The organism is Rhizobacter sp. P2_H3 (assembly GCF_056403355.1).
The window spans coordinates 1-17,057 of sequence record NZ_JBFUFQ010000121.1; the positions used below are offsets into that span (position 1 = coordinate 1).

The 17,057-nt window shown below is 69.4% G+C and carries 15 protein-coding genes and 2 pseudogenes; 1 reads left to right on the plus strand and 16 read right to left on the minus strand.

The window, feature by feature from the left end; translation table 11 throughout:
* From AC1D1T_RS20180 to AC1D1T_RS20255, 16 genes and pseudogenes are all read right to left on the minus strand, one after another.
* Window positions 1–1,147: pseudogene (locus AC1D1T_RS20180) on the minus strand (phage tail protein); the annotation flags it as partial.
* Window positions 1,147–3,411 (minus strand): putative baseplate assembly protein, encoded by a 2,265-nt coding sequence (locus tag AC1D1T_RS20185; RefSeq protein WP_477827537.1) that lies wholly within the window; start codon window positions 3,409–3,411, stop codon window positions 1,147–1,149. The pseudogene AC1D1T_RS20180 and the gene AC1D1T_RS20185, both read right to left, overlap by 1 nt.
* A 31-nt stretch (window positions 3,412–3,442) precedes the next feature.
* Window positions 3,443–3,823: a GPW/gp25 family protein gene (locus AC1D1T_RS20190; RefSeq protein WP_047512721.1), complete on the minus strand. Its 381-nt coding sequence runs from the start codon at window positions 3,821–3,823 to the stop codon at window positions 3,443–3,445.
* Window positions 3,824–3,833: 10 nt separating this feature from the next.
* Window positions 3,834–5,399: a hypothetical protein gene (locus AC1D1T_RS20195; RefSeq protein ID WP_477992378.1), complete on the minus strand. Its 1,566-nt coding sequence runs from the start codon at window positions 5,397–5,399 to the stop codon at window positions 3,834–3,836.
* A 5-nt stretch (window positions 5,400–5,404) separates the two neighbouring features.
* A complete protein-coding gene (locus tag AC1D1T_RS20200; RefSeq protein WP_047512718.1) occupies window positions 5,405–6,100 on the minus strand; it encodes a phage baseplate assembly protein V in 696 nt (231 codons plus the stop codon).
* Between the two features lie 3 nt (window positions 6,101–6,103).
* Complete coding sequence (locus AC1D1T_RS20205; protein ID WP_477827756.1) at window positions 6,104–7,189, minus strand: phage late control D family protein; 1,086 nt, start codon at window positions 7,187–7,189, stop codon at window positions 6,104–6,106.
* A 21-nt stretch (window positions 7,190–7,210) separates the two neighbouring features.
* A complete protein-coding gene (locus tag AC1D1T_RS20210; RefSeq protein ID WP_156155191.1) occupies window positions 7,211–7,378 on the minus strand; it encodes a hypothetical protein in 168 nt (55 codons plus the stop codon).
* Window positions 7,379–7,380: 2 nt separating this feature from the next.
* Window positions 7,381–8,475, minus strand: a complete 1,095-nt coding sequence (locus tag AC1D1T_RS20215) for a CIS tube protein (RefSeq protein ID WP_477842346.1) — start codon at window positions 8,473–8,475, stop codon at window positions 7,381–7,383.
* Window positions 8,476–8,478: 3 nt separating this feature from the next.
* Entirely contained in the window at window positions 8,479–8,946 is a 468-nt protein-coding gene (locus tag AC1D1T_RS20220) for a phage tail protein (RefSeq protein ID WP_047512712.1), read from the minus strand.
* Window positions 8,943–10,535, minus strand: coding sequence for a phage tail protein (locus AC1D1T_RS20225; RefSeq protein ID WP_477842348.1), 1,593 nt, complete (start codon window positions 10,533–10,535; stop codon window positions 8,943–8,945). Before AC1D1T_RS20225 ends, AC1D1T_RS20220 begins: the two co-directional genes overlap by 4 nt.
* A gap of 16 nt (window positions 10,536–10,551) precedes the next feature.
* Window positions 10,552–10,998 carry a phage tail protein gene (locus AC1D1T_RS20230; RefSeq protein ID WP_047512707.1) on the minus strand — a complete coding sequence of 149 codons (447 nt, stop codon included), beginning with the start codon at window positions 10,996–10,998 and terminating at the stop codon, window positions 10,552–10,554.
* Between the two features lie 31 nt (window positions 10,999–11,029).
* Window positions 11,030–12,844 carry a phage tail sheath family protein gene (locus tag AC1D1T_RS20235; protein WP_477992379.1) on the minus strand — a complete coding sequence of 605 codons (1,815 nt, stop codon included), beginning with the start codon at window positions 12,842–12,844 and terminating at the stop codon, window positions 11,030–11,032.
* Between the two features lie 54 nt (window positions 12,845–12,898).
* The gene (locus AC1D1T_RS20240) at window positions 12,899–13,717 is read right to left on the minus strand and encodes a hypothetical protein (protein ID WP_477828582.1); all 819 of its coding nucleotides are present in this window, start codon (window positions 13,715–13,717) and stop codon (window positions 12,899–12,901) included.
* Window positions 13,714–14,313 (minus strand): Pvc16 family protein, encoded by a 600-nt coding sequence (locus AC1D1T_RS20245; protein WP_047512697.1) that lies wholly within the window; start codon window positions 14,311–14,313, stop codon window positions 13,714–13,716. The genes AC1D1T_RS20240 and AC1D1T_RS20245 overlap by 4 nt, the downstream gene beginning before the upstream one ends.
* Window positions 14,314–14,369: 56 nt before the next feature.
* Window positions 14,370–14,588 carry a hypothetical protein gene (locus AC1D1T_RS20250; RefSeq protein WP_047512690.1) on the minus strand — a complete coding sequence of 73 codons (219 nt, stop codon included), beginning with the start codon at window positions 14,586–14,588 and terminating at the stop codon, window positions 14,370–14,372.
* Window positions 14,589–14,920: 332 nt separating this feature from the next.
* Window positions 14,921–15,997, minus strand: coding sequence for a sigma 54-interacting transcriptional regulator (locus tag AC1D1T_RS20255; RefSeq protein WP_477992380.1), 1,077 nt, complete (start codon window positions 15,995–15,997; stop codon window positions 14,921–14,923).
* Between the two features lie 123 nt (window positions 15,998–16,120).
* Here AC1D1T_RS20255 and AC1D1T_RS20260 point away from each other — a divergent pair.
* Window positions 16,121–16,761 (plus strand): annotated as a pseudogene (locus AC1D1T_RS20260) (IS5 family transposase); the annotation flags it as partial.
* Between the last annotated feature and the right edge of the window lie 296 nt (window positions 16,762–17,057).

Here is a 17,057-nt window from a genome sequence, read left to right on the forward strand (position 1 = left end):
CGACGAAGCCGCAGTGGTCGGGGATGGCGGCCTCGGCCACCAGCCGGTGCCACACGGTGCGCGGGTCGCGGCTGTCGATTGCATGCGCGACCAGTCCATCGGGCGAGTCGGCATGGTTGGCCGCCTCGCCGCGCCGTGCGAGCTGGTTGAGCGACAAGGCGCGCAGCGGTTCGGTCCCGCCACCGGCGATCGGGTAGTGGGGAAGCTCGCCCGGCCCGTTGGCGAATGACGCCTCGATCGCATCGTCGGCCAGCGGGTACACGTCGCCGAGCGCCGCCATCAGGCCGTCCGTCGCCGTCGCCGCCAGGTCGAAGGCCGGTGCGTCGCTGCGCCCCGGCACGCGCAGCGCGATGCGCCCGGGCGACAGGCTGGCCAGCGAATAGGCGAAGTTGGCGCCGCTCGCGATCGAGGGTGCGCCGAGCACCCGGCCATCCACCGCCCAGCGGCGGATGCAGGCCGTGCCGTCATCGCCCTGCCAGCTCAGCAGCAGCGGCGTGCCTTCGCCGTCGCAGGCCAGCGCGAGCACCCGCTCGGTGGCAGGCCAGGCCGGCGCACCGGCCAGTTCGAGGCGTGGTGCGCAGCCGTTCTCGGGGCTCGGGCGGAAGACGCGGGCGTCGTAGTCGTCCGGTTGCAGCGAAGGACTGCGCAGCGGCCGGCCGCGCAGCCGCGCGAGGCGGCCGGTGTTGCGCTCCAGCGCCCACACCGCGCCGTCCGGCGCGGCGGCCAGGCGCCAGGGAACAAAGCCCGCGAGCGAGACCGTCGTGTCGGGCCAGCGCGCGCGCAGGTCGTGCATCACGATGCCGCCGCCGTGGGCGATGCACAGCACGCCTTCCGTCGACGTGCACAGGTCGGTCGGGTCGCCGGCGGGCAGCGTCAGCAACTGAAGGTCGCCGGGCAGCACGCTGTGCACGCGCACCGCGCCGTTCTCCCAGCGGGCCACGCAGCCGAGCGAGTCGATCGCGCGCGGCACGCGGTCCAGCGCGGTCTCCGCGGCCGCCTGCGCCTGGGCGGCCGGCAGCGCGGGCTTGAGCGTGCGTTCGGACGCCAGGTGCAGCAGCTTGCAGCCGCGGTCCCAGGTCGCGTGCTGCAGCGACGGGAAATGCGTGGCATCCGCGAGCAACCAGAAGCGCAGGCCGTTRCTGTCCATCAGCACAGCTCCGGCACTGCCGGCACGGCGATGGCGCTCGCGTCGGCGAAGGGATTCGGCAGGGCGCGCAGGTCGGTCGGCGCGTTGGGGCCGTCGACCGCGATCACCGACAGCAGTTCGGGCAGTTGCCAGGGCTGCAGGTCCAGGATCTGCGCACCGTCGGCGGCGATCGACGGCAGGCGCTGCCAGTCGTTGCCGTTGCGGCGGAAGAGGTTGAGGCCGCGCAGTTCATCGACGCCACCGACGCGTGACACCTCAACCTCGAGTTCGCGGCTGCGCACCGCCCGGCCGAGCTGCCAGCCCGTGCGGCCGATTCCGCCCGGCGCGAGCGGCCACAGCAGCCGGCGCAGCGCCTCGCGCACGTCGAGCAGCACCTTGTCGCGTGCATACCCGTCGCGCAGCGTCACCGCCACCGAGAGTCCGAGCGGGACGTAGTCGCAGCCGATCACGTACAGCTCGGTGGCCAGCGGCGTGCGTGCCGACAGGTGGGCGTGCAGGCGCTCGATGAAAGGCCGGTCGGGGCGCGGGTTGGGGGCCGGCCCGAGCGGCACCGAGGGAAGGGCCAGCACGCTGACCACACCGGGCACGCCGAAGCGGCGTTCGCGTGGCTTGAACCTGGGCATCACCTCGACACGACCCACGTCGACCGCCGGGGCGTCCATCGCGAGGCGCCGATAGTCCTCCTCGGTGACGGCACGGTCGCCGTGGCGCAGGCGTGCGGGGATTCGGCGCTCGGCCACCTGCAAGGTTTCGGCGTCCTCGCCACCGCTCAGCGGCAAGGGCTGCTGCACCTTGATCGGCGGCGCGTTCTGGCCGTCGATGCGCAGGGCCTGCAGTTCGGTCAGCGATCCGGCGGGCAGGTTGCCCGCGCGTCCACCACCGAAGCGGCCGAAGGCCAGGCGCACGCGCATCTGCGCTTCGGGCGCGCGGCCGCGCACGCCGTCGCCGAAGCGCAGCGTGCCTGCCTCGGCGTCCAGCTGGAAGGCGGCAGCCTCGCGCGCCACGTTCGGATCGGTGGAGATGGCCGCAAGGTCATCGACGCGTGTCCAGTCCTGGTAGCCGCGGCCGGGCTCCTCGACCTGGATGCGCAGCGTGTCCGCGTCCACCGAGCCCTGCGGCAACTGGAACACCTGGTCGCCACCGCCGCTGGAACTGCCGAGCACGCGGCCGGCCATGCTGGCGCGCTGGTCGATCTCGACCGCGTTGATGCCGACCCAGGCCAGCGGCAGGTGCTGCACCGGTTCGCCGGGCTTCGGGCGCAGGCGGATCCATGCGAGCAGGCGGGCCGCGCGGTCGGGGTCGTCCAGGCGCGGCGGCGCATCGCCGACACCGGCGCGTGCATTGATGCCGACGTCGTTCGATGGCGCCCAGATCTGGCTCTCGTCGGGCAAGCGCAGGCGCAGCGTGCCCGCACGGGCCAAGCCCTTGCTGGTGTCGTCGCCTTCGATGCCCAGGGTCAGGTAGTCGGTCTCGAAGTCGTTGCGGCCGCGCGTGGTGATCTCCCACAACACCGGCACCGGGACCGGCTTGCTGCTGCTGTCGTCCAGCGTGGGCATGGACAACGCGGGCACGATGCCCATCGAGAGCAGTTCGGGCAGGCCGGTGTCCTGCCCGCCCAGGGCCGACTTCACCGCGTCGTTGGTGGCCGGCTGGTTGGCCGCCGTGTCGGCGCGCGGGGCCAGCAAGGCGATCCACAAGGCGCGGTCGGCGCTCGTGCCGAACACGTCGACCCCGGCCGGCTGTGCGCGGCCGCCGGCGAACACCGGCGTGGTCTCATAGGCCTTGACCGCACCGCTGATGCGGTGGATCTGCGCCAGGCCCTGCAGCATGTCGCTGCGCCGGGCAGTCTCGCTGCTGGACAGCGGGCGCTTGATGTAGGCCTCGGCGCTGATGGGCAGCACGGTGATCTCCGACAGCGTCTCGAAGGGCATCGCCGCCTTCAGGCGCCCCTGCGGCGCAAGCCGCTGCGCGTTGCGCTCGGCGTCCTGCGCGAACGACAGCGACACGATGCCGCGCGCCGGACGCGCTGGCTGCAGGCCCATGCCGAGCAGCTTCAGGAACACCAGGCGCTGGCGTTCCGGAACCAGGTTGGCGCGGTACAGCAGCGCGTCGCCGAGCCAGGCGAAGAGCTCGATCAGCGTGCGGCCGGGATCGCCCAGGCGCGGATGGGTCCACTCCGGCGTGTGGGCGGGGATGCGGGCGACCAGGTCGTCGACGAGGTCGTCGAAGCGGCGATCGTCGAGTGAGGGGGGCAGGATGGGCATGTCAGTGATCCATCGTCGAAGCAGCCAAGGTTCAGGTTTCCAGGTCGACCGTGACGTTCATCGCCGAGGCCGCGCCGGTCCGCGCAAGGCGATAGGCGATCTCCACGCGCACCTGGCCAGGCTGGTCCTCGACCTCCCACACCTCGACGCCGTCGAGCAGGATGCGGGGCTCCCAGCGCTGCAGCGAGTTCTCCACCAGGTCGCGCATCTCGCGGCGCGTGGCCACGCTGTTCGGCGAATGCAGCATGCGGTCCAGGCCGCCGCCGAACTCGGCGCGCATCAGCTGCTCGCCGGGACGCGTGCTCAGGATGATGCGGATGGCATCTCGCACGCTGGTGGCGAGCTCGGGCCACGCCAGCGCACCGTGTGCGTCGGGCAGGGGAAGCAGGGGCCATCCGATCAGCGGCTGCATCGCATCGCTCCTACTTGGGCGGGATCTTGGGGAAGGGCAGGCAGATCTTCATGAAGAAGAGCCAGCCGAACACCAGGTTGAACAGCGTCAGGAAGATGTTCAGGACCAGGAAGGCGCAGATCGTGATGATCGGGATGTTGAAGCCGCAGATCCACGTCAGCCCGAGGCCTTGCGTCGACCCCTTGCCGTCGAGGATGTCCGAGGTGGAGCCGTTCAGCAGKTTCTGCATCGAGGGCGGCACCACGAAGGCGACGTTGGGCTTCAGGCTCTTCAGCAGGTTCTTGTCGCTCGGATCCGGCAAGGGAATCTGCACCGGCGGCGCGCCGGCCCCCTCGTACCAGGGCGCGATGGTGAAGGGCTCGCTGGCCTCGCTCCAGACGATGCGGCCGGGACACGGTCCTTCGGCCTTCAGCCGCACGAAGCTGCGCAGCACGTAGCGCGCGCCCGCGTCGTCGAAGCGCCCCTGCTTGCCCTTCATCGTCGCGAAGCGCGCCGTCATCGCCGCATGCAGCGCGCTGCGCAGGCGCGCTGCCTGGTCGGATGGCAAGGCCGGCCAGGTCGATGGCATCTCGGCCCCGCCCGGCACGCTCTCGCCCTGCAGGATGATGGTGTTGGCACGGGCGAGGAAGTCGTCCGCCTGCACGTAGCGTTGCGGCTGGTTGTCGCGGCGCACCAGCGGCAGCGCGATGCCGTGCAGCACCTGCTTCAGCTGCGTGACTTCGCTGCCGCCGTCGAACAGGTTGAACTGGCTGCCCAGCTGGTGCAGCATCAGCACGAAGCGAACCAGCGTGCCATCGGCACCCTGAGCCTGGCTTTGCGCGAACCAGTCCTTGCTCAGCGCCTGGCCGGCGAATGGCAGCGCCATCGCATCGCCGCCCAGGGCCAGCACCAGCTGGGCCCGAAACGCCTGCGACTGCGGGCCGAAGTCCACGCCGGGCGCCGACTCGAACACCGCGTCGACCTCGGACAGCTCGCTGCTGACGGTCGGCACGATGCCGTAGAAGAGCGTCTTGCCCGCATCGCTGCAGACGTCGGGCGGCGCCACGTACATCGCCGTCACGTCCTCGTCGAGCAGGCTGTCGTCGCTGCGCAGCGCGAGGCTGGTCAGTTGCCGGTCGATGTCGGCGACGCCGCTCAACCCTTGCTTCAGCCGCCGTTGCGCCAGCGGATCGCGGTCGGGCCCGCCCACGCGCGACAGCGGCACCCAACCGCGCACGCGCCCCCTGGACCGCATCCAGCCCTGGGGACGCCCCTGCTCATCGAGCCGGCGCAGCACCATGCCCGCGCCATCCACGCGCGACGGATCGATGCGCGGCTTGCCCGGGATGTCGCACCAGGCCTCGGTCAGCGCGACGTGAAACTGGCGCTGGACCGGCTGGAACAGTTTGAGCCGGCCCTTGGCGTCGTGGGCCTTGGCGACCAGCGCGCCCAGGCGGGTGCGGCCGGCCGGAGTGCGCAGGTCGTCCAGCGTCGCGGGCAGGAAATCGTCCTCGGTCCGCTGCAGGATCATCGGCCGCAAGCCCAGGCCGGGCAGGTCGCGCAGTGCGCCGATCGCGATCGTGTGGGTGGCGTGCATGGCGTTCACCAGACGTTGCCCGCGCCGGGCGTGTAGCTGGTGCCCATCACCGTGTCGGCCTTCAGCGTCACGCACTTGACCATGCCGCTGAAGTCGGCCATCGCTGCGTCGACCTTCACCATGCCGGCCGTGACGTCCACGCTGGACGCCTGTACCGTCACCTTGGCGGAGGCCTGCACGGTGATGCCGGAGGTCTCGAGCTTGATGCTGTTGCCGTTGCTGTCCTCCAGCGTGATCTCGCCGGGGCCGTCCTTCAGGGTCACCGACTGGCCACCGGGCGTTTCCAGCAGCATCGTCTCCTGGCCGTCCTGGTCGTCCAGCGTGATGGTGATGCCGTTCTTCGACTTGATGCGCTTGTAGCGGTTGCGTCCGCCGGACTCGGTGTCGGCCGGTGCCTTCGCTGCGCCATTCCACAGCCCGCCGACGATCAGCGGGAAGCGCGCATCGCCCTGCACGAACATCACCAGCACTTCGTCGCCCACGTCGGGCAGGAAGAAGCAGCCGCGGTCGTCGCCGGCGAACGGCGCGACGACGCGCGCCCACATCGGCGCGTCCTGGTTCGCCACGCCATCGAAGGCGATCAGCTTCACCTGCACGCGGTTGGCCTGCAGCGGATCGTCGAGCGAACTGACGGTGGCAAGCTGGCCCGTGCCGCTCCAGGCGGGCAGGGCCGATGGAAGAAAGTGGTTGTCGCGTTTCATCGCTCAGTTTCCAAGCCAGGCGCACTCGGCGCTGAATTCGGTGCGGTAGCCCTGCTTCATGTCGAACAGGTGGCAGGCCCGCACCACGTAGTAGCTGTTGTCGAACTGCGGCGAGACGCCGGCGAGCTTCACGCTGGCCCCGACGCGCAGCTTCGCGTTGCCTTCGGCCACGCCTTCTGCGCGCACGAAGCGGCGCGCACGCTGGTCGAGCGCGGCCTCGGCCACCGCGCGGGCCTCGTCGTCGCTCGCCACCGGCGGGGCCGACAGGTGCTCGGGCCGCTTGCCGAAGACTTCCTGGGCCCATGCGAGCCCGTTCTTGCCGCTGCCCGGGCCCGCGTTCGTGATGCTCGAGGCCTCGCCCTTCACGGCCGATCCCTCGGTCGCATTCCATCCGGCCACGCTGACGGCCGTGGCCTGGTGCGCGAGATCGGCACAGACGCGCACGCGCGCCAGCTGGCTGTACATCGTCAGCTCGATCTCACCGCGGCCGGCGTCCTGGCGCGGCGCCACCTGCAGCTGCGAACCAACCACCTGCAGGTCGGCGTCGAAGCGCGCGAGCAGCCGGCGCAGGAAGCCGAGGTCGGTCTCGTTCAGCTGCGCCCAGGTCGCCACCGGCGAGGTCAATGCGCTCACGCCGGCCTGCAGCCCCATCTCGCCGGCGACGGCCTTCACCACGTCGGCAGGCGACATGTCGGTGTAGACCTTGCTGCGCCGTCCGCGCCGCGCGGCGGTGAGGGCGTCCTCGGCCAGCACCACGAGCTCGGGCGGCTCACCGTACTTGCAGTCCATCTCGAGCGCGCTGACGTGCCCCTTGAAGATCTCGCGCGGCGCGCTCTCGTCGCCGCTGTAGACGCCGATCTCGGCGCCCAGCTTGAGCGCCGAGTCGCCCTTGAACGCCAGCTCGGCGCGGCCGTCGCCGTTGGCCACCCAGTTGACCAGGCGCAGCTCCAGCGTGCTCATGCCGCCTTCGGACTCTTCCATGCGCAAGGCCGTCATCAGCGTGCCCAGCCGCTCGTCCGGCTGGCCGCCCAGGCGCAAGGTCGGGCGGGCGCTGAAGATGGCCGATTCGCTGACGGTGGTCTCGGGCATGGTGGTCTCGTCGTGTGCTCGTCACTCGTCGCAAAGGCGGGCCAGGCGTTCGTCGCGCAGGCGCAGGAGTTGCATCAGCGGTTCCTTCAGGTCCTCGGGCGGGGCCTTGGGCGCAGGGGCCGAAGGGGGGGCTGTGGAGGGTGCGTCGCGCTGGATGTCGGCACTGACGTGCTCGAAGGTGATGCCCATGTTCAGACTCCGAAGTCGATGCGGCCGTGCAGGTCGGCGGTGGCGCCCACGTCGGCCGAGAGGCTGCCGCCACCGTGCACCTCGGCACGGCCGCCGGAAGTGAAGGACGCAGCGCCCGAGATGCCGGGCGCGGGCAGCAAGGCGGCGCGGGCATCGAACACGCTGACGCTGGAACTGCTGGTGCTGCCCACGCGCAAGCCGTCGAAGGCCGCGCCGGCGGTGCTTGTCAGCGTCAGGCCGCCACTGCCACCGATGCCCAGGCCGGCACTGGCGCCGACGCCGATGCCGCCGCTCAAGCCGCCGCTCAAGCCGCCGCTGATTCCGACGCCACCAGTGATGCCGCCACCGATTCCGCCACTCACCCCACCGCCGACGCCCATCCCGACTCCGACACCTGCACCCAGCGACAAGCCGGCGCCGGCACCGACCGAAAAATCAGCCGCGGCCGCAAGACTCACGCTGCCACCGACGTTCAGCGACGCCTCGGCGCCGAAACGCAGGCTGGCCGAGCCATTCGCCTCGGCGATGGCACGTGCGGCTCGCTGGTCGCCGAGCGCGCCGGCCACGTCGCTCGGTCCCGAGCCGGGCGCCGCCGCGACGGGGTCGGGTGTCGTGCCCTGGTCGACCTTGGCACGCTTGCCCTTCTGGAACTCGACCTCCTGGCCAGCCAGCGTCATGTTCACGCTGGCGCGCAGCGGCACGCCGTCGGCGGAGAAGAAGTCCAGCGTCTCCTTGAACTGCTCGACCACGCCGGTGAAGCTGAAGGCGCCCCAGCCGAACTCCACCTTGGGTACGAACTGCTTGCTGCCGTCCTTGGCGGGTCGCAGCAGCAGGGCCAGGTTGTTGGTCTGGGTGCGCACGTTGATGCCGGTGTCGGTGCTGTCGAACACCAGCGTCATCGTCAGCTTGGCATTGGTCTTCTTGACGAACTGGCGTGCCTTGTTGTCGCCGTTGCGATCGTCGAACTCCGCGCTCAGGCTGTACTCGACGGACGCGGGATTGAACTGCAGCTTGAACTGCCTGGTGGACTGGCCGCCGTCGTCCATCACCTTGAAGGTGGCCGGCGTCGTCTTGGAGATGTTGGGCAGCATCGCCATGCGTCACCTCAGCAGCCGCAGGCCTTCGTGGGCCAGGTGAAGCTCCTCGATGCCGACCTCGGTGCCCTTGGCGTTGAGGTCAGCGGCTTTGAACTTGACCGGCATGCAGCGGTCCAGGCCCCAGGTGATGACGGTTTCGCCGAGCGTGTTCTGCACGGCGATCTCCGCGCCGAGCCGGTACGCATAGCTGCCGCCGCCGACCTGCTGGAACCACTTGAACAGGTCGCGCCGGCTGGTCATGCCGCGCTTGAGCACGACGGTGGCGAAGGTGACGGGGCCTGGCCGCTGCACCACGCCCCAGTTCATGCCGCCGACCTTGATCTGCTTGGGCTCCATCGTGGCTTCCAGCCCGGTGCACTCGGCAAACGCGCCACCCACCATGGCGACCGCGCCGGACTTGCCGCTGTCCACGCGCTTGAACGACAGCTCGAAGCGGAAGACGTGCAGCGGGGCTTCGGTCTCGACCGTCATGCCGCCTCCCTCAGGGTCGCGCCCGGTGCGGCGGTGTTGCCGAGGTCGAGAACGACGGTGATGCGTTCGATCGAGGCCGCCGGGCGCACGCTGATCTCGACGATGAGCCGTCCGGCATCGAGGTCGGCCTGGCTCATCGTGCTGCGGTCGCAGCGCACCTCGAAGGCTTCCGAGGCGTTGGCGCCGGCGAAGGCGCCTTCGTTCCAGAATCCGAGCAACAGGTCTTCCAGCTGGCGCTGCACCTGGCCCCACAAGGATGGGCCGTTCTTTTCGAAGACCAGGGCGTCCCCCTCGGCACGCACCGTGCGGCGGATCGCTCCCATCAGCCGGGAGGCACCGCCGAAGCGCCAGGCTTCGCTCGGCGAAGTGCTGACGTCGGATTGCAGCATCCAGCCGGCCGGGCTCTGCGCGATCACGCAGATGTGGCGTGCGAGCCTTGCATCGGGGCTGTCGTCGCCCAGGCCCCAGCTGGGTTGCGGTACGGCCTCGGCCACGTCGCGCAGCAGGCGCAGCGAGCTGTCGCCGGCCACCGAACGGAAGCAGCCGGCGCGCATGGCACCCTCGGCCACCAGGCCCGCGAGAACGCCATCGGGTGCTTCGAGTCCGGCAGGCAGGTCGTCGCTCGAGGCCTGCGTGCGCAGCCACGGCCACGCGAGCTGCACGAACGCGCTTGCCGCGCCAGGATCGCCGGGCAGGCCGTCGGCACGCAGCAGCTGCAACTTCTGCAGCCAGGCCGGCATGTCGGCCTGGGCATGCACGCGGGACGCACCAGCGCCGTCGCGTGCCTCCAGGTGCGGCAAGGGCAGTGCACCGACGAAGACGATCTCACGCTGCCAGGTCGACAGGAAACTGCGCACCCGCGCCACTGCGCCCATCCAGGCGTTGTAGCCATCGAGGTCGAGTTCGGGCGGCGCGAGCCGCTGCAGGCGGGTGTCGGGTGGCGCGACCTCGTCGGTGCTGCACTCGACGAAGCCTTCGGGAAGCGGCGCGACAAAAGGTGCCGGCTCGACCGCAGGCGCGACATGGCTGCAGGCATCGGCCAGGTCGGGCAGCACCAGCATGCTGGTGTCGCGCAAGCCATGGAGGTGCTCGATGCCGTGCCAGCTCGACGGCGTCACGGCCGAGAAAGGCGGGTTGGCGGGCAGCACCGCTGGAACCAGTCGCGCGAGCCGCGTCTGCGATGCCGCCAGCCGCTGCGCCGCCGTCTCGAGGTAGTCCCACGGGTCGCCCACGCGCAGCACGATGGCGCGCCGCCCACCGCGGGCGAAGAAGCTGCGCACTGCCGCACCGAGGTAGGTGGCGCAGCGCCGGTCGCTGTCGGGCGACAGCAGGCGCTGCTCCCACGCGAAGAGTTCGTCGAACTGCTGCCAGCTGTCCAGGGCCAGCGGCAGATTCAGCAGGCTCTCCACCTGTTCCGCCGTGCGGCCCCAGGGCCCGTCCACCCATCCGCTCGCACGCAACTGCTCGCGCAGCGCAGCCGGCAGCGGCTTGCCGGCGCGGCGTGCGACGTAACCGACGAAGCAGGCCACGTCGGCGCGGCGCACCTGCGGCAGCGGCGCTGCCTTGGCGAGTTCGAAGACCAGGCTCATGGTGCGCTCCGTCGCGTCAGACGCTGATCTCCAGCGCCTCGGCCGACAGCACCATCTCCTCGAGGGCGACGTCACCGCCCCCCTTCGCGGCGAGGGTGGGGCCGGTGTACTTCATCGGCACCACACCGCGCAGGACCCATGACTGCACGGGCTTCTGCGAGGTCTCGTCCATCAGCGTGATGGTCACGCTGCGTTGCGCGCGCGGTCCCTTGACGCGTGTCTCCGCGATCCAGTCGAACAGGGTCTTGGAGTTGAGGATGCCGCGCTTGAGCGTGACGTCCGAGACCTTGTGCACGCCGGCGACCTTGCGCACGTGGTTCTCCTTGTCGTTGCCGTAGCGGTACTCGGACATGGTGACCTCGGTGCCGATGCCCGAGACATCGGAGAAGCCGCCGAAGGCTTCGCTGCCGTTGAAGTTGACGATGAAGTTGAAGGCGCCGTAAGGCGTGGTCCTGTCGGCCATGGTGATGGACTCCTATGCGGTGGGGTAGGGGTCAGGCCCGCGCGTCGGCGGTCTTCTGCCCGAGGCGGAAGATCACGAACTCGGCCGGGCGGATCAGCGCCACGCCGATGAGGCAGACCAGGCGGCCGTTGTCGAGGTCGTTCTGCGTCATCGTGCTGCGGTCGCAGCGCACGAAGAAGGCTTCCTCGGCGTTGGCGCCCAGCAGGGCGCCGTTGCGCCACTCGTTGTAGAGGAAGTCCGAGATGGTCTGGCGCACATTGGCCCACAGGCGTTCGCCGTTGAGCTCGAACACGGCCCATTGGGTACCGCGGTCAATCGAGGCCTCGAGGTAGTTGAAGTAGCGCCGGTCGGAGACGTACTTCCATTCCGGATCGCTGCTGGCCAGGCGTGCACCCCACAGGCGATAGCCGCGGCCCGAGAGGTAGCGAAGGCAGTTGATGCCCAGCGGATTGAGTTGTTCCTGCTGCGAGAAGTTGATGTCCAGCTCGAAACGCAGCGCACCTGTGACGACCTCGTTGGCCGGCGCCTTGTGCACGCCATGCTGCGGGTCGTTGTCGTTGCGCGCGTAGATGCCGGCGACGAAGCCGGAAGGCGGCAACGCGATCTCCTTGGGGATGTCGTCGCGGCCCGGACGCGCCAGCGGGTTGGAGACCACCACCCACGGGTAGTAGAGCGCGGCGTACTTGGAGTCGATGCGCCCGCGTGCCACTCGCACGTCGCCCGGGACCAGGCGCGGTGCCGAATCGAGGACCGCGATGCGGTAGCTGCGGCGCCGTTCGGCATGGCCGATCAGCGCCAACTGGATGGCCGGCCCATCGCCGTAGGCGCTCGAACCCGGCGCGGCGACGATCGAGACGTCCTCGAGCGAGATCAGCGAGGCCAGCGCGGCGGCGTAGGTGCCGGCCGTGGTGTCGGCGCCTGCGATAGGAGCCGCGCCGTCGGTCCCGCCGGCCAGCACGAGCGCCGGACGCCGGTCGTCACCGGGCAGCGCCGGAAGGGCGAGGACGGCCGTCTGCAGCTCGAAGGCGGTGACGCCGGTGCCGACGTCGAACCAGATCTGGTTGTTCAAGGCGTCGCCACGCGTCGTGGGGTTCTGGGAGAGCAGGGTGCCGACGTAGCGCGGGTGCGCGCTGCCGTAGCCGAGTTCGTCCCAGCCTTGCACGTAGCCGTCGGCATCCGCGAACTCGACGGACAGCGAGAGCAGTTCGGCGGTGGCGCCGACAGGGCCGGGCGTGGCGGTGGGCGGCAGGGGCACGTTGCCCGCATCGACCAGCRACAGCGCGGCCGCGCCGCTGTCGGACCAGACGCTGCCGGTCTTCAGGTACAGCGTCGGCGTGTTGGCAGCGACGATGCGAAGCATGCTGCCCTCCGGTGCATTCGTCAGCGAGAGCACGGTGGCCGAGCGACCGCTCTCGCGCACCCGCACCGTGCCGTTGCCGGCAACGCCGGGAAATCGGGCCCGCACGAAGACATCCTCGGCGGGCGTGTTGTTGCCGTCGCGCAGGCGGCCCGCGGCAGTGGCCGCACCATTGGCGGTGCGCACGACGTACAGGCGCGAACCGCCGTTGTCGAAATAGGCACGCGCCGCATGGGCGACGAAGTTCAGTCGGTCGGCGCCGTTCGTCACGTCGCTGAGCCCGAGGTTCTGCAGGCTGCCGTAGATCCGCTCGAAGTCGGGCAGGCTGGTCACCATTTCCGGCGTGGCCAGGCGGCCTGTGGTGCTGCCGACCGGGCCGCGGCGCGTCGGCCCGACGAAGGCGGTGGTGCTGGTTCCCACGCCTTCGATCGACTTGGCGCGGAAGCTGGTTTCCTCGACGTATACGCCGGGTGCCAGGTATTCAGGCATGGTTCATCTCCTTTTGCATGAAGGTGGACGTCTGGAAGAACTGGCGTGCGGCCTTCATGGCAGTGCCAGAACGAGGAAAAGCGATTGCCTGCGGCCGGTCGCCAAGGTCACCGCCTGGGTGCTGCGCGGCAGGGCGGCTCGTTGGGACTCGACGACTTCGGGATCGATCTGCGGCAGCGCAAGGGGCGCGCGGCCGGAGCTCAGCTGCGCCGCGCTGATGCGGGTGCCGCCGCTGCCGGGAAACACGCCTTCGATCTGCGCGTTGATCTCGTTCACCGTCACCGCGGCCGGCGTTTCCGACCAGGTGGTGACCGGCACGCCGGGCACGGCCACCAGCGCTTCGCCACGCCAGTCRCTCAAGCCGCGCGCCAGCGTGTTGCCGCCGGAGGTGACGATCAGAAGGACGCCACCGAGCGCGTCGCCGCTGGTGCTGTCGCGCACCGCGACGCGCAGCACCGACCAATTGAGACCGACGGGCGCCGTGGCGGCCGGGTAGAGCGGCACCTCGATGGGACGGAACAACGAAGCGGGCGAGCCCGCATTGGCCGGTGCGGGATCGCGCGGCAGCGTGACGGCGACGCTGCGTGGCAGGTAACGGCCGCTCCGGTCGCCGACCAGCAGCGTGAAGGCGACGCTGCCGAGAACCGGCTGCACGGGCGCCGTCTCGAAGGCATCGGCATGCAACGCCAGCAAGGGGTGCTCGGCATGCGTGATGACGTACAGGCCGCTGCGGTTGCGCAGCAGCCTGGCACCGTCCATGCGCACGTCGAGCGGCGTGTCCACGCGGGTGCGCGTGGTGGCGTCGAGGAACTCGATCGCGCCGAGCACGCGGCGCTCGAGGCGATCGGTCTCGCGCATCAGCAGCGCACTCATCGCGCGATCCCCGCTTGCCAGGCCGGGCCGTACCCGAAGCGCGAAGCGACCACCGGGGCTGCGCCCTCGAAGACGTCGGGATCCAGCCGCACCAGGCGCACGACGTAGGAGACCGACAGGTGGTAAGGCGGCGTGAGCGCGTCCCAGATGCGCATCATGTCCTCGTTGGACAGCTCCGACGGGATGATCTGGATCACTTCGTCGGGCCCCCAGCCAGCCTCGGGCGACAGCGCCGAGGCGTCGAGCAGCGGGTGCTGGTACAGCTGGCGCATGGCCCAGGCCATCGGCAGCAGTTCGGCCTGGGGGGTGCCAGCCCAGGCGGTCAGGAGGAAATGCAGGTCCAGGCCCAGCGGCGGCTGCTGCTGTGGCGACATCGGTTGCGGGCGTTGCTGGCGCTGGTGCTCGTTGACGGTGACGCGGTATGGATACAGCGTCACGCGCGTGTCGTCTTCGATCGGGAGCGCCAGTTCGCCCGATGACACGAGCGCGAAGTCGCAGGTCGGCATGGCTTGTGCACCCACCGTGGCCGGATAGGTGTTGCGCAGGTAGGTCACGATCGAGTGCCCGACCGAATGGATGGCCTGGATGTTTGCCATGCTGCTTGCGCATTGCCGCGGGGGCTGTCTCCGTCGAGGCGTTGTCGGGCTGCCGGTCAAGGGGAACTCGACGGGGCGGGAGCGCGGTAGACCGCGCTTCCGTCCGGCAGCGTGTCGCGTTGCAGCCGGCCTTGCTGCACCAGCGCATCGAGCGCGAGTCGCAGGTCGGACCGAGGCACGTCCACGCCTATGTCGGGCAACCACCAGTCGTGGATGCCTTGTTCGGTGTCGGCGGCGGAGGGGTAGCGCGCGAGCCAGGCCTCTATGGCCTGCATTGCTCGCCGTGTCCTCGGCCCTGCCTCATCGAACAAAACATCTCCAGCAGAGTTCGCGCTCTTCTTGCGAGAGGCGTGCCATGGATTGCCTGATCGCAAGTGGTTGATTTGATTGGAGCTGGGGTGGCAGCTGGGTCGCAGACGACCCACTGAGGCCGACCCACTGCGGCGAGAGTGACCCGCCCATGTGGCTGAAGCAGGAGATCGCCGCCCCCGCTTCGCGAAGGGTTCTGGGCGCAGCGGACCTCAACAAGGGGGAGGGACGGAAGAGCGAGGACGCTCTTCGCGTGAGCCCGGATGCTCAATCCGGGGTGCGTTGCCGATTCGACCTGTCAGGCGTCGGACGTTGGAAACAGCGGCGCGACGAGCAGGTCGTCCTTGATGCCATGTTTCTTGAGCAGCTTGCCGAGTGAGCGGCGTTCCTTGCCCGCAAKCCGGGCTGCATGCGTGACGTTGCCATCGGTCGCATGCATCAGGCGCCGCAGGTAGTCACGCTCGAAGCGTTGCATCGCACGCTCGCGTGCTTCGTTGAAGGCATGGATGGAGTCGTCGTGCGAGTCCGCCACCTCTATCCGCGCTGCAGGATCGGCACTCGGCTCCAGGTGCAATTCCTCAGCGTCCGACAACAGCAGGGCGCGCTGCACCCGGTTGTCGAGCTCGCGCACGTTGCCGGGCCAGGGATAGGCCTCCAGCCATTTGAGGCTTTGCGCATGCAGCCGACGCAGCGGCTGGCCATACTGGCGCGCATGACGGGCGATGAAGTGGTCGGCGAGGATGCGCGCATCGCCGGCGCGTTCGCGCAAGGGCGGCATCTCGAGCAGCAGCACATTGAGCCGGAACGCCAGGTCGTCACGGAAGGCACCGATGCTCAGCAAGTCGTTCAGTCGCGGGCTCGCCGCCGCGATGATGCGAACGTCGCCCGTGCACTCGCGCGCACCGCCGACCGGGCGGTAGCGATAGTCCTGCAGGAAGCGCAGCAAGGAAACCTGCGCGCGCGGGGGGAGCGAATCCAGCTCGTCGAGAAACAGCGTGCCGCCCTCGGCCGCTGCCACCAATCCGCTGCGCGCCTGCTTGGCATCGGTGAAGGCGCCGCGTTCGCAGCCGAACAGTTCGCTCTCGATCAGCGACTCGGGCAAGGCACCGCAGTTCAAGGGCACGAACGGGCCTTCGCGCCGCGCCGACAGGTAGTGGATGGCGCGTGCCGCCAGCTCCTTGCCGGTCCCTGTTTCGCCCTGGATCAGGACCGGCGTTTCGTAGTGCGCCATGCGTTCCATCAATCCCAATGCGTGAAGGAAGGATGGCGATCGACCAATGAGCTTGGACGGGGTGGGGCTGAGCACGGCGCGGATCCTGATGCGTTCGTTGTCGTCGGCGCTTTGAAGGCCCCAATGATTGGCCACTGCTGGCATTTAGGAATCCCTATGTTGATGGATGAGCTTCGGGGCTCCAAGCCTAAGAACTTATCCGTAAATAGGCAGAATGCCGATCCGATCCGATCCGAGCCGCGGCGAGCACGGCGAAGGACCGAGACCTTGGGCAAGCGCGTCGAATCGTGGGTGGTGACTGACGAGTTCTGGCAGCGGGTCGAACCGCTGATTCCGCTGCGCTCAGCGGCTGACCGAATCTATGTTCGCAAGCCGGGAGCGGGCCGGCCGCCGAAGCCGGCGCGGCTGGTGTTCGAGGCCATCGTCTGCGTGCTGCGCACGGGCTGCCAGTGGAAGGCTCTGCCCAAGGAGCGCTTCGGCAGCGCAAGCGCCATCCACAAGCGCTTCCTCGAGTGGGAGGCAGCGGGCTTCTTCGAGGCTTTGTGGAAAGCCGGCCTGGCCGAGCATGACCAGATGGAAGGCATCGCCTGGCGCTGGCAGGGCATCGACGGCGCGATGATGAAGGCGCCGCTGGCCCAAGAAGCCGTCGGCCCGAATCCAACGGATCGGGGGAAAAGAGGCAGCAAGCGCCACCTGCTGGTGGACGGTCGTGGCGTCCCGTTGTCGCTCGTCGTGACCGGGGCTAACGTTCATGACTGCAAGCGGCTTGACGATGTGCTCGGCGCCATCGCTGTCAAACGCAAGGATCCGCCGCATCGGCGAAACAAGCATCTGTGCGCCGACGCGGGCTACCGTGCGCCGAGCACCTGCGCACCATCGAGCACCACGGCTACATCCCTCATGTCGTCGTCTGGGATGAGGCCTACCTCCGAGTAATTCGACAGGAGTTGGTGACCAGTTTCCGCCCATCCACGCCCGATAGGCGGGAGACGGAGCAATGAAGTCTTGTCGCGGAGTTGCGACAGGAAACCGTTCATCCGTGGTGGCGCCTTTCGGTCCGGACGAACGTTGCGTAGGGAGTGTTCAGCATCGTACGGCCGCAGCGATGCCAAGATCATCGGGGCGCAGCCGCAGACCTGCGGTTTTCGCCGGGAGTTGCGCGTTACCGCAGTAAGGTGCCGACAATTTACACCCTAGCCTCTCT

Bases quoted from the DNA above. Each gene is read 5' to 3' on its own strand.
- AC1D1T_RS20230 (WP_047512707.1), bottom strand. From the start codon at position 10,998: ATGGCCGACAGGACCACGCCTTACGGCGCCTTCAACTTCATCGTCAAC.
- AC1D1T_RS20220 (WP_047512712.1), bottom strand. From the start codon at position 8,946: ATGACGGTCGAGACCGAAGCCCCGCTGCACGTCTTCCGCTTCGAGCTG.
- AC1D1T_RS20200 (WP_047512718.1), bottom strand. From the start codon at position 6,100: ATGAAACGCGACAACCACTTTCTTCCATCGGCCCTGCCCGCCTGGAGC.
- AC1D1T_RS20210 (WP_156155191.1), bottom strand. From the start codon at position 7,378: ATGGGCATCACCTTCGAGCACGTCAGTGCCGACATCCAGCGCGACGCA.
- AC1D1T_RS20225 (WP_477842348.1), bottom strand. From the start codon at position 10,535: ATGAGCCTGGTCTTCGAACTCGCCAAGGCAGCGCCGCTGCCGCAGGTG.
- AC1D1T_RS20250 (WP_047512690.1), bottom strand. From the start codon at position 14,588: ATGCAGGCCATAGAGGCCTGGCTCGCGCGCTACCCCTCCGCCGCCGAC.
- AC1D1T_RS20205 (WP_477827756.1), bottom strand. From the start codon at position 7,189: ATGCCCGAGACCACCGTCAGCGAATCGGCCATCTTCAGCGCCCGCCCG.
- AC1D1T_RS20190 (WP_047512721.1), bottom strand. From the start codon at position 3,823: ATGCAGCCGCTGATCGGATGGCCCCTGCTTCCCCTGCCCGACGCACAC.
- AC1D1T_RS20185 (WP_477827537.1), bottom strand. From the start codon at position 3,411: ATGCCCATCCTGCCCCCCTCACTCGACGATCGCCGCTTCGACGACCTC.
- AC1D1T_RS20215 (WP_477842346.1), bottom strand. From the start codon at position 8,475: ATGGCGATGCTGCCCAACATCTCCAAGACGACGCCGGCCACCTTCAAG.
- AC1D1T_RS20245 (WP_047512697.1), bottom strand. From the start codon at position 14,313: ATGGCAAACATCCAGGCCATCCATTCGGTCGGGCACTCGATCGTGACC.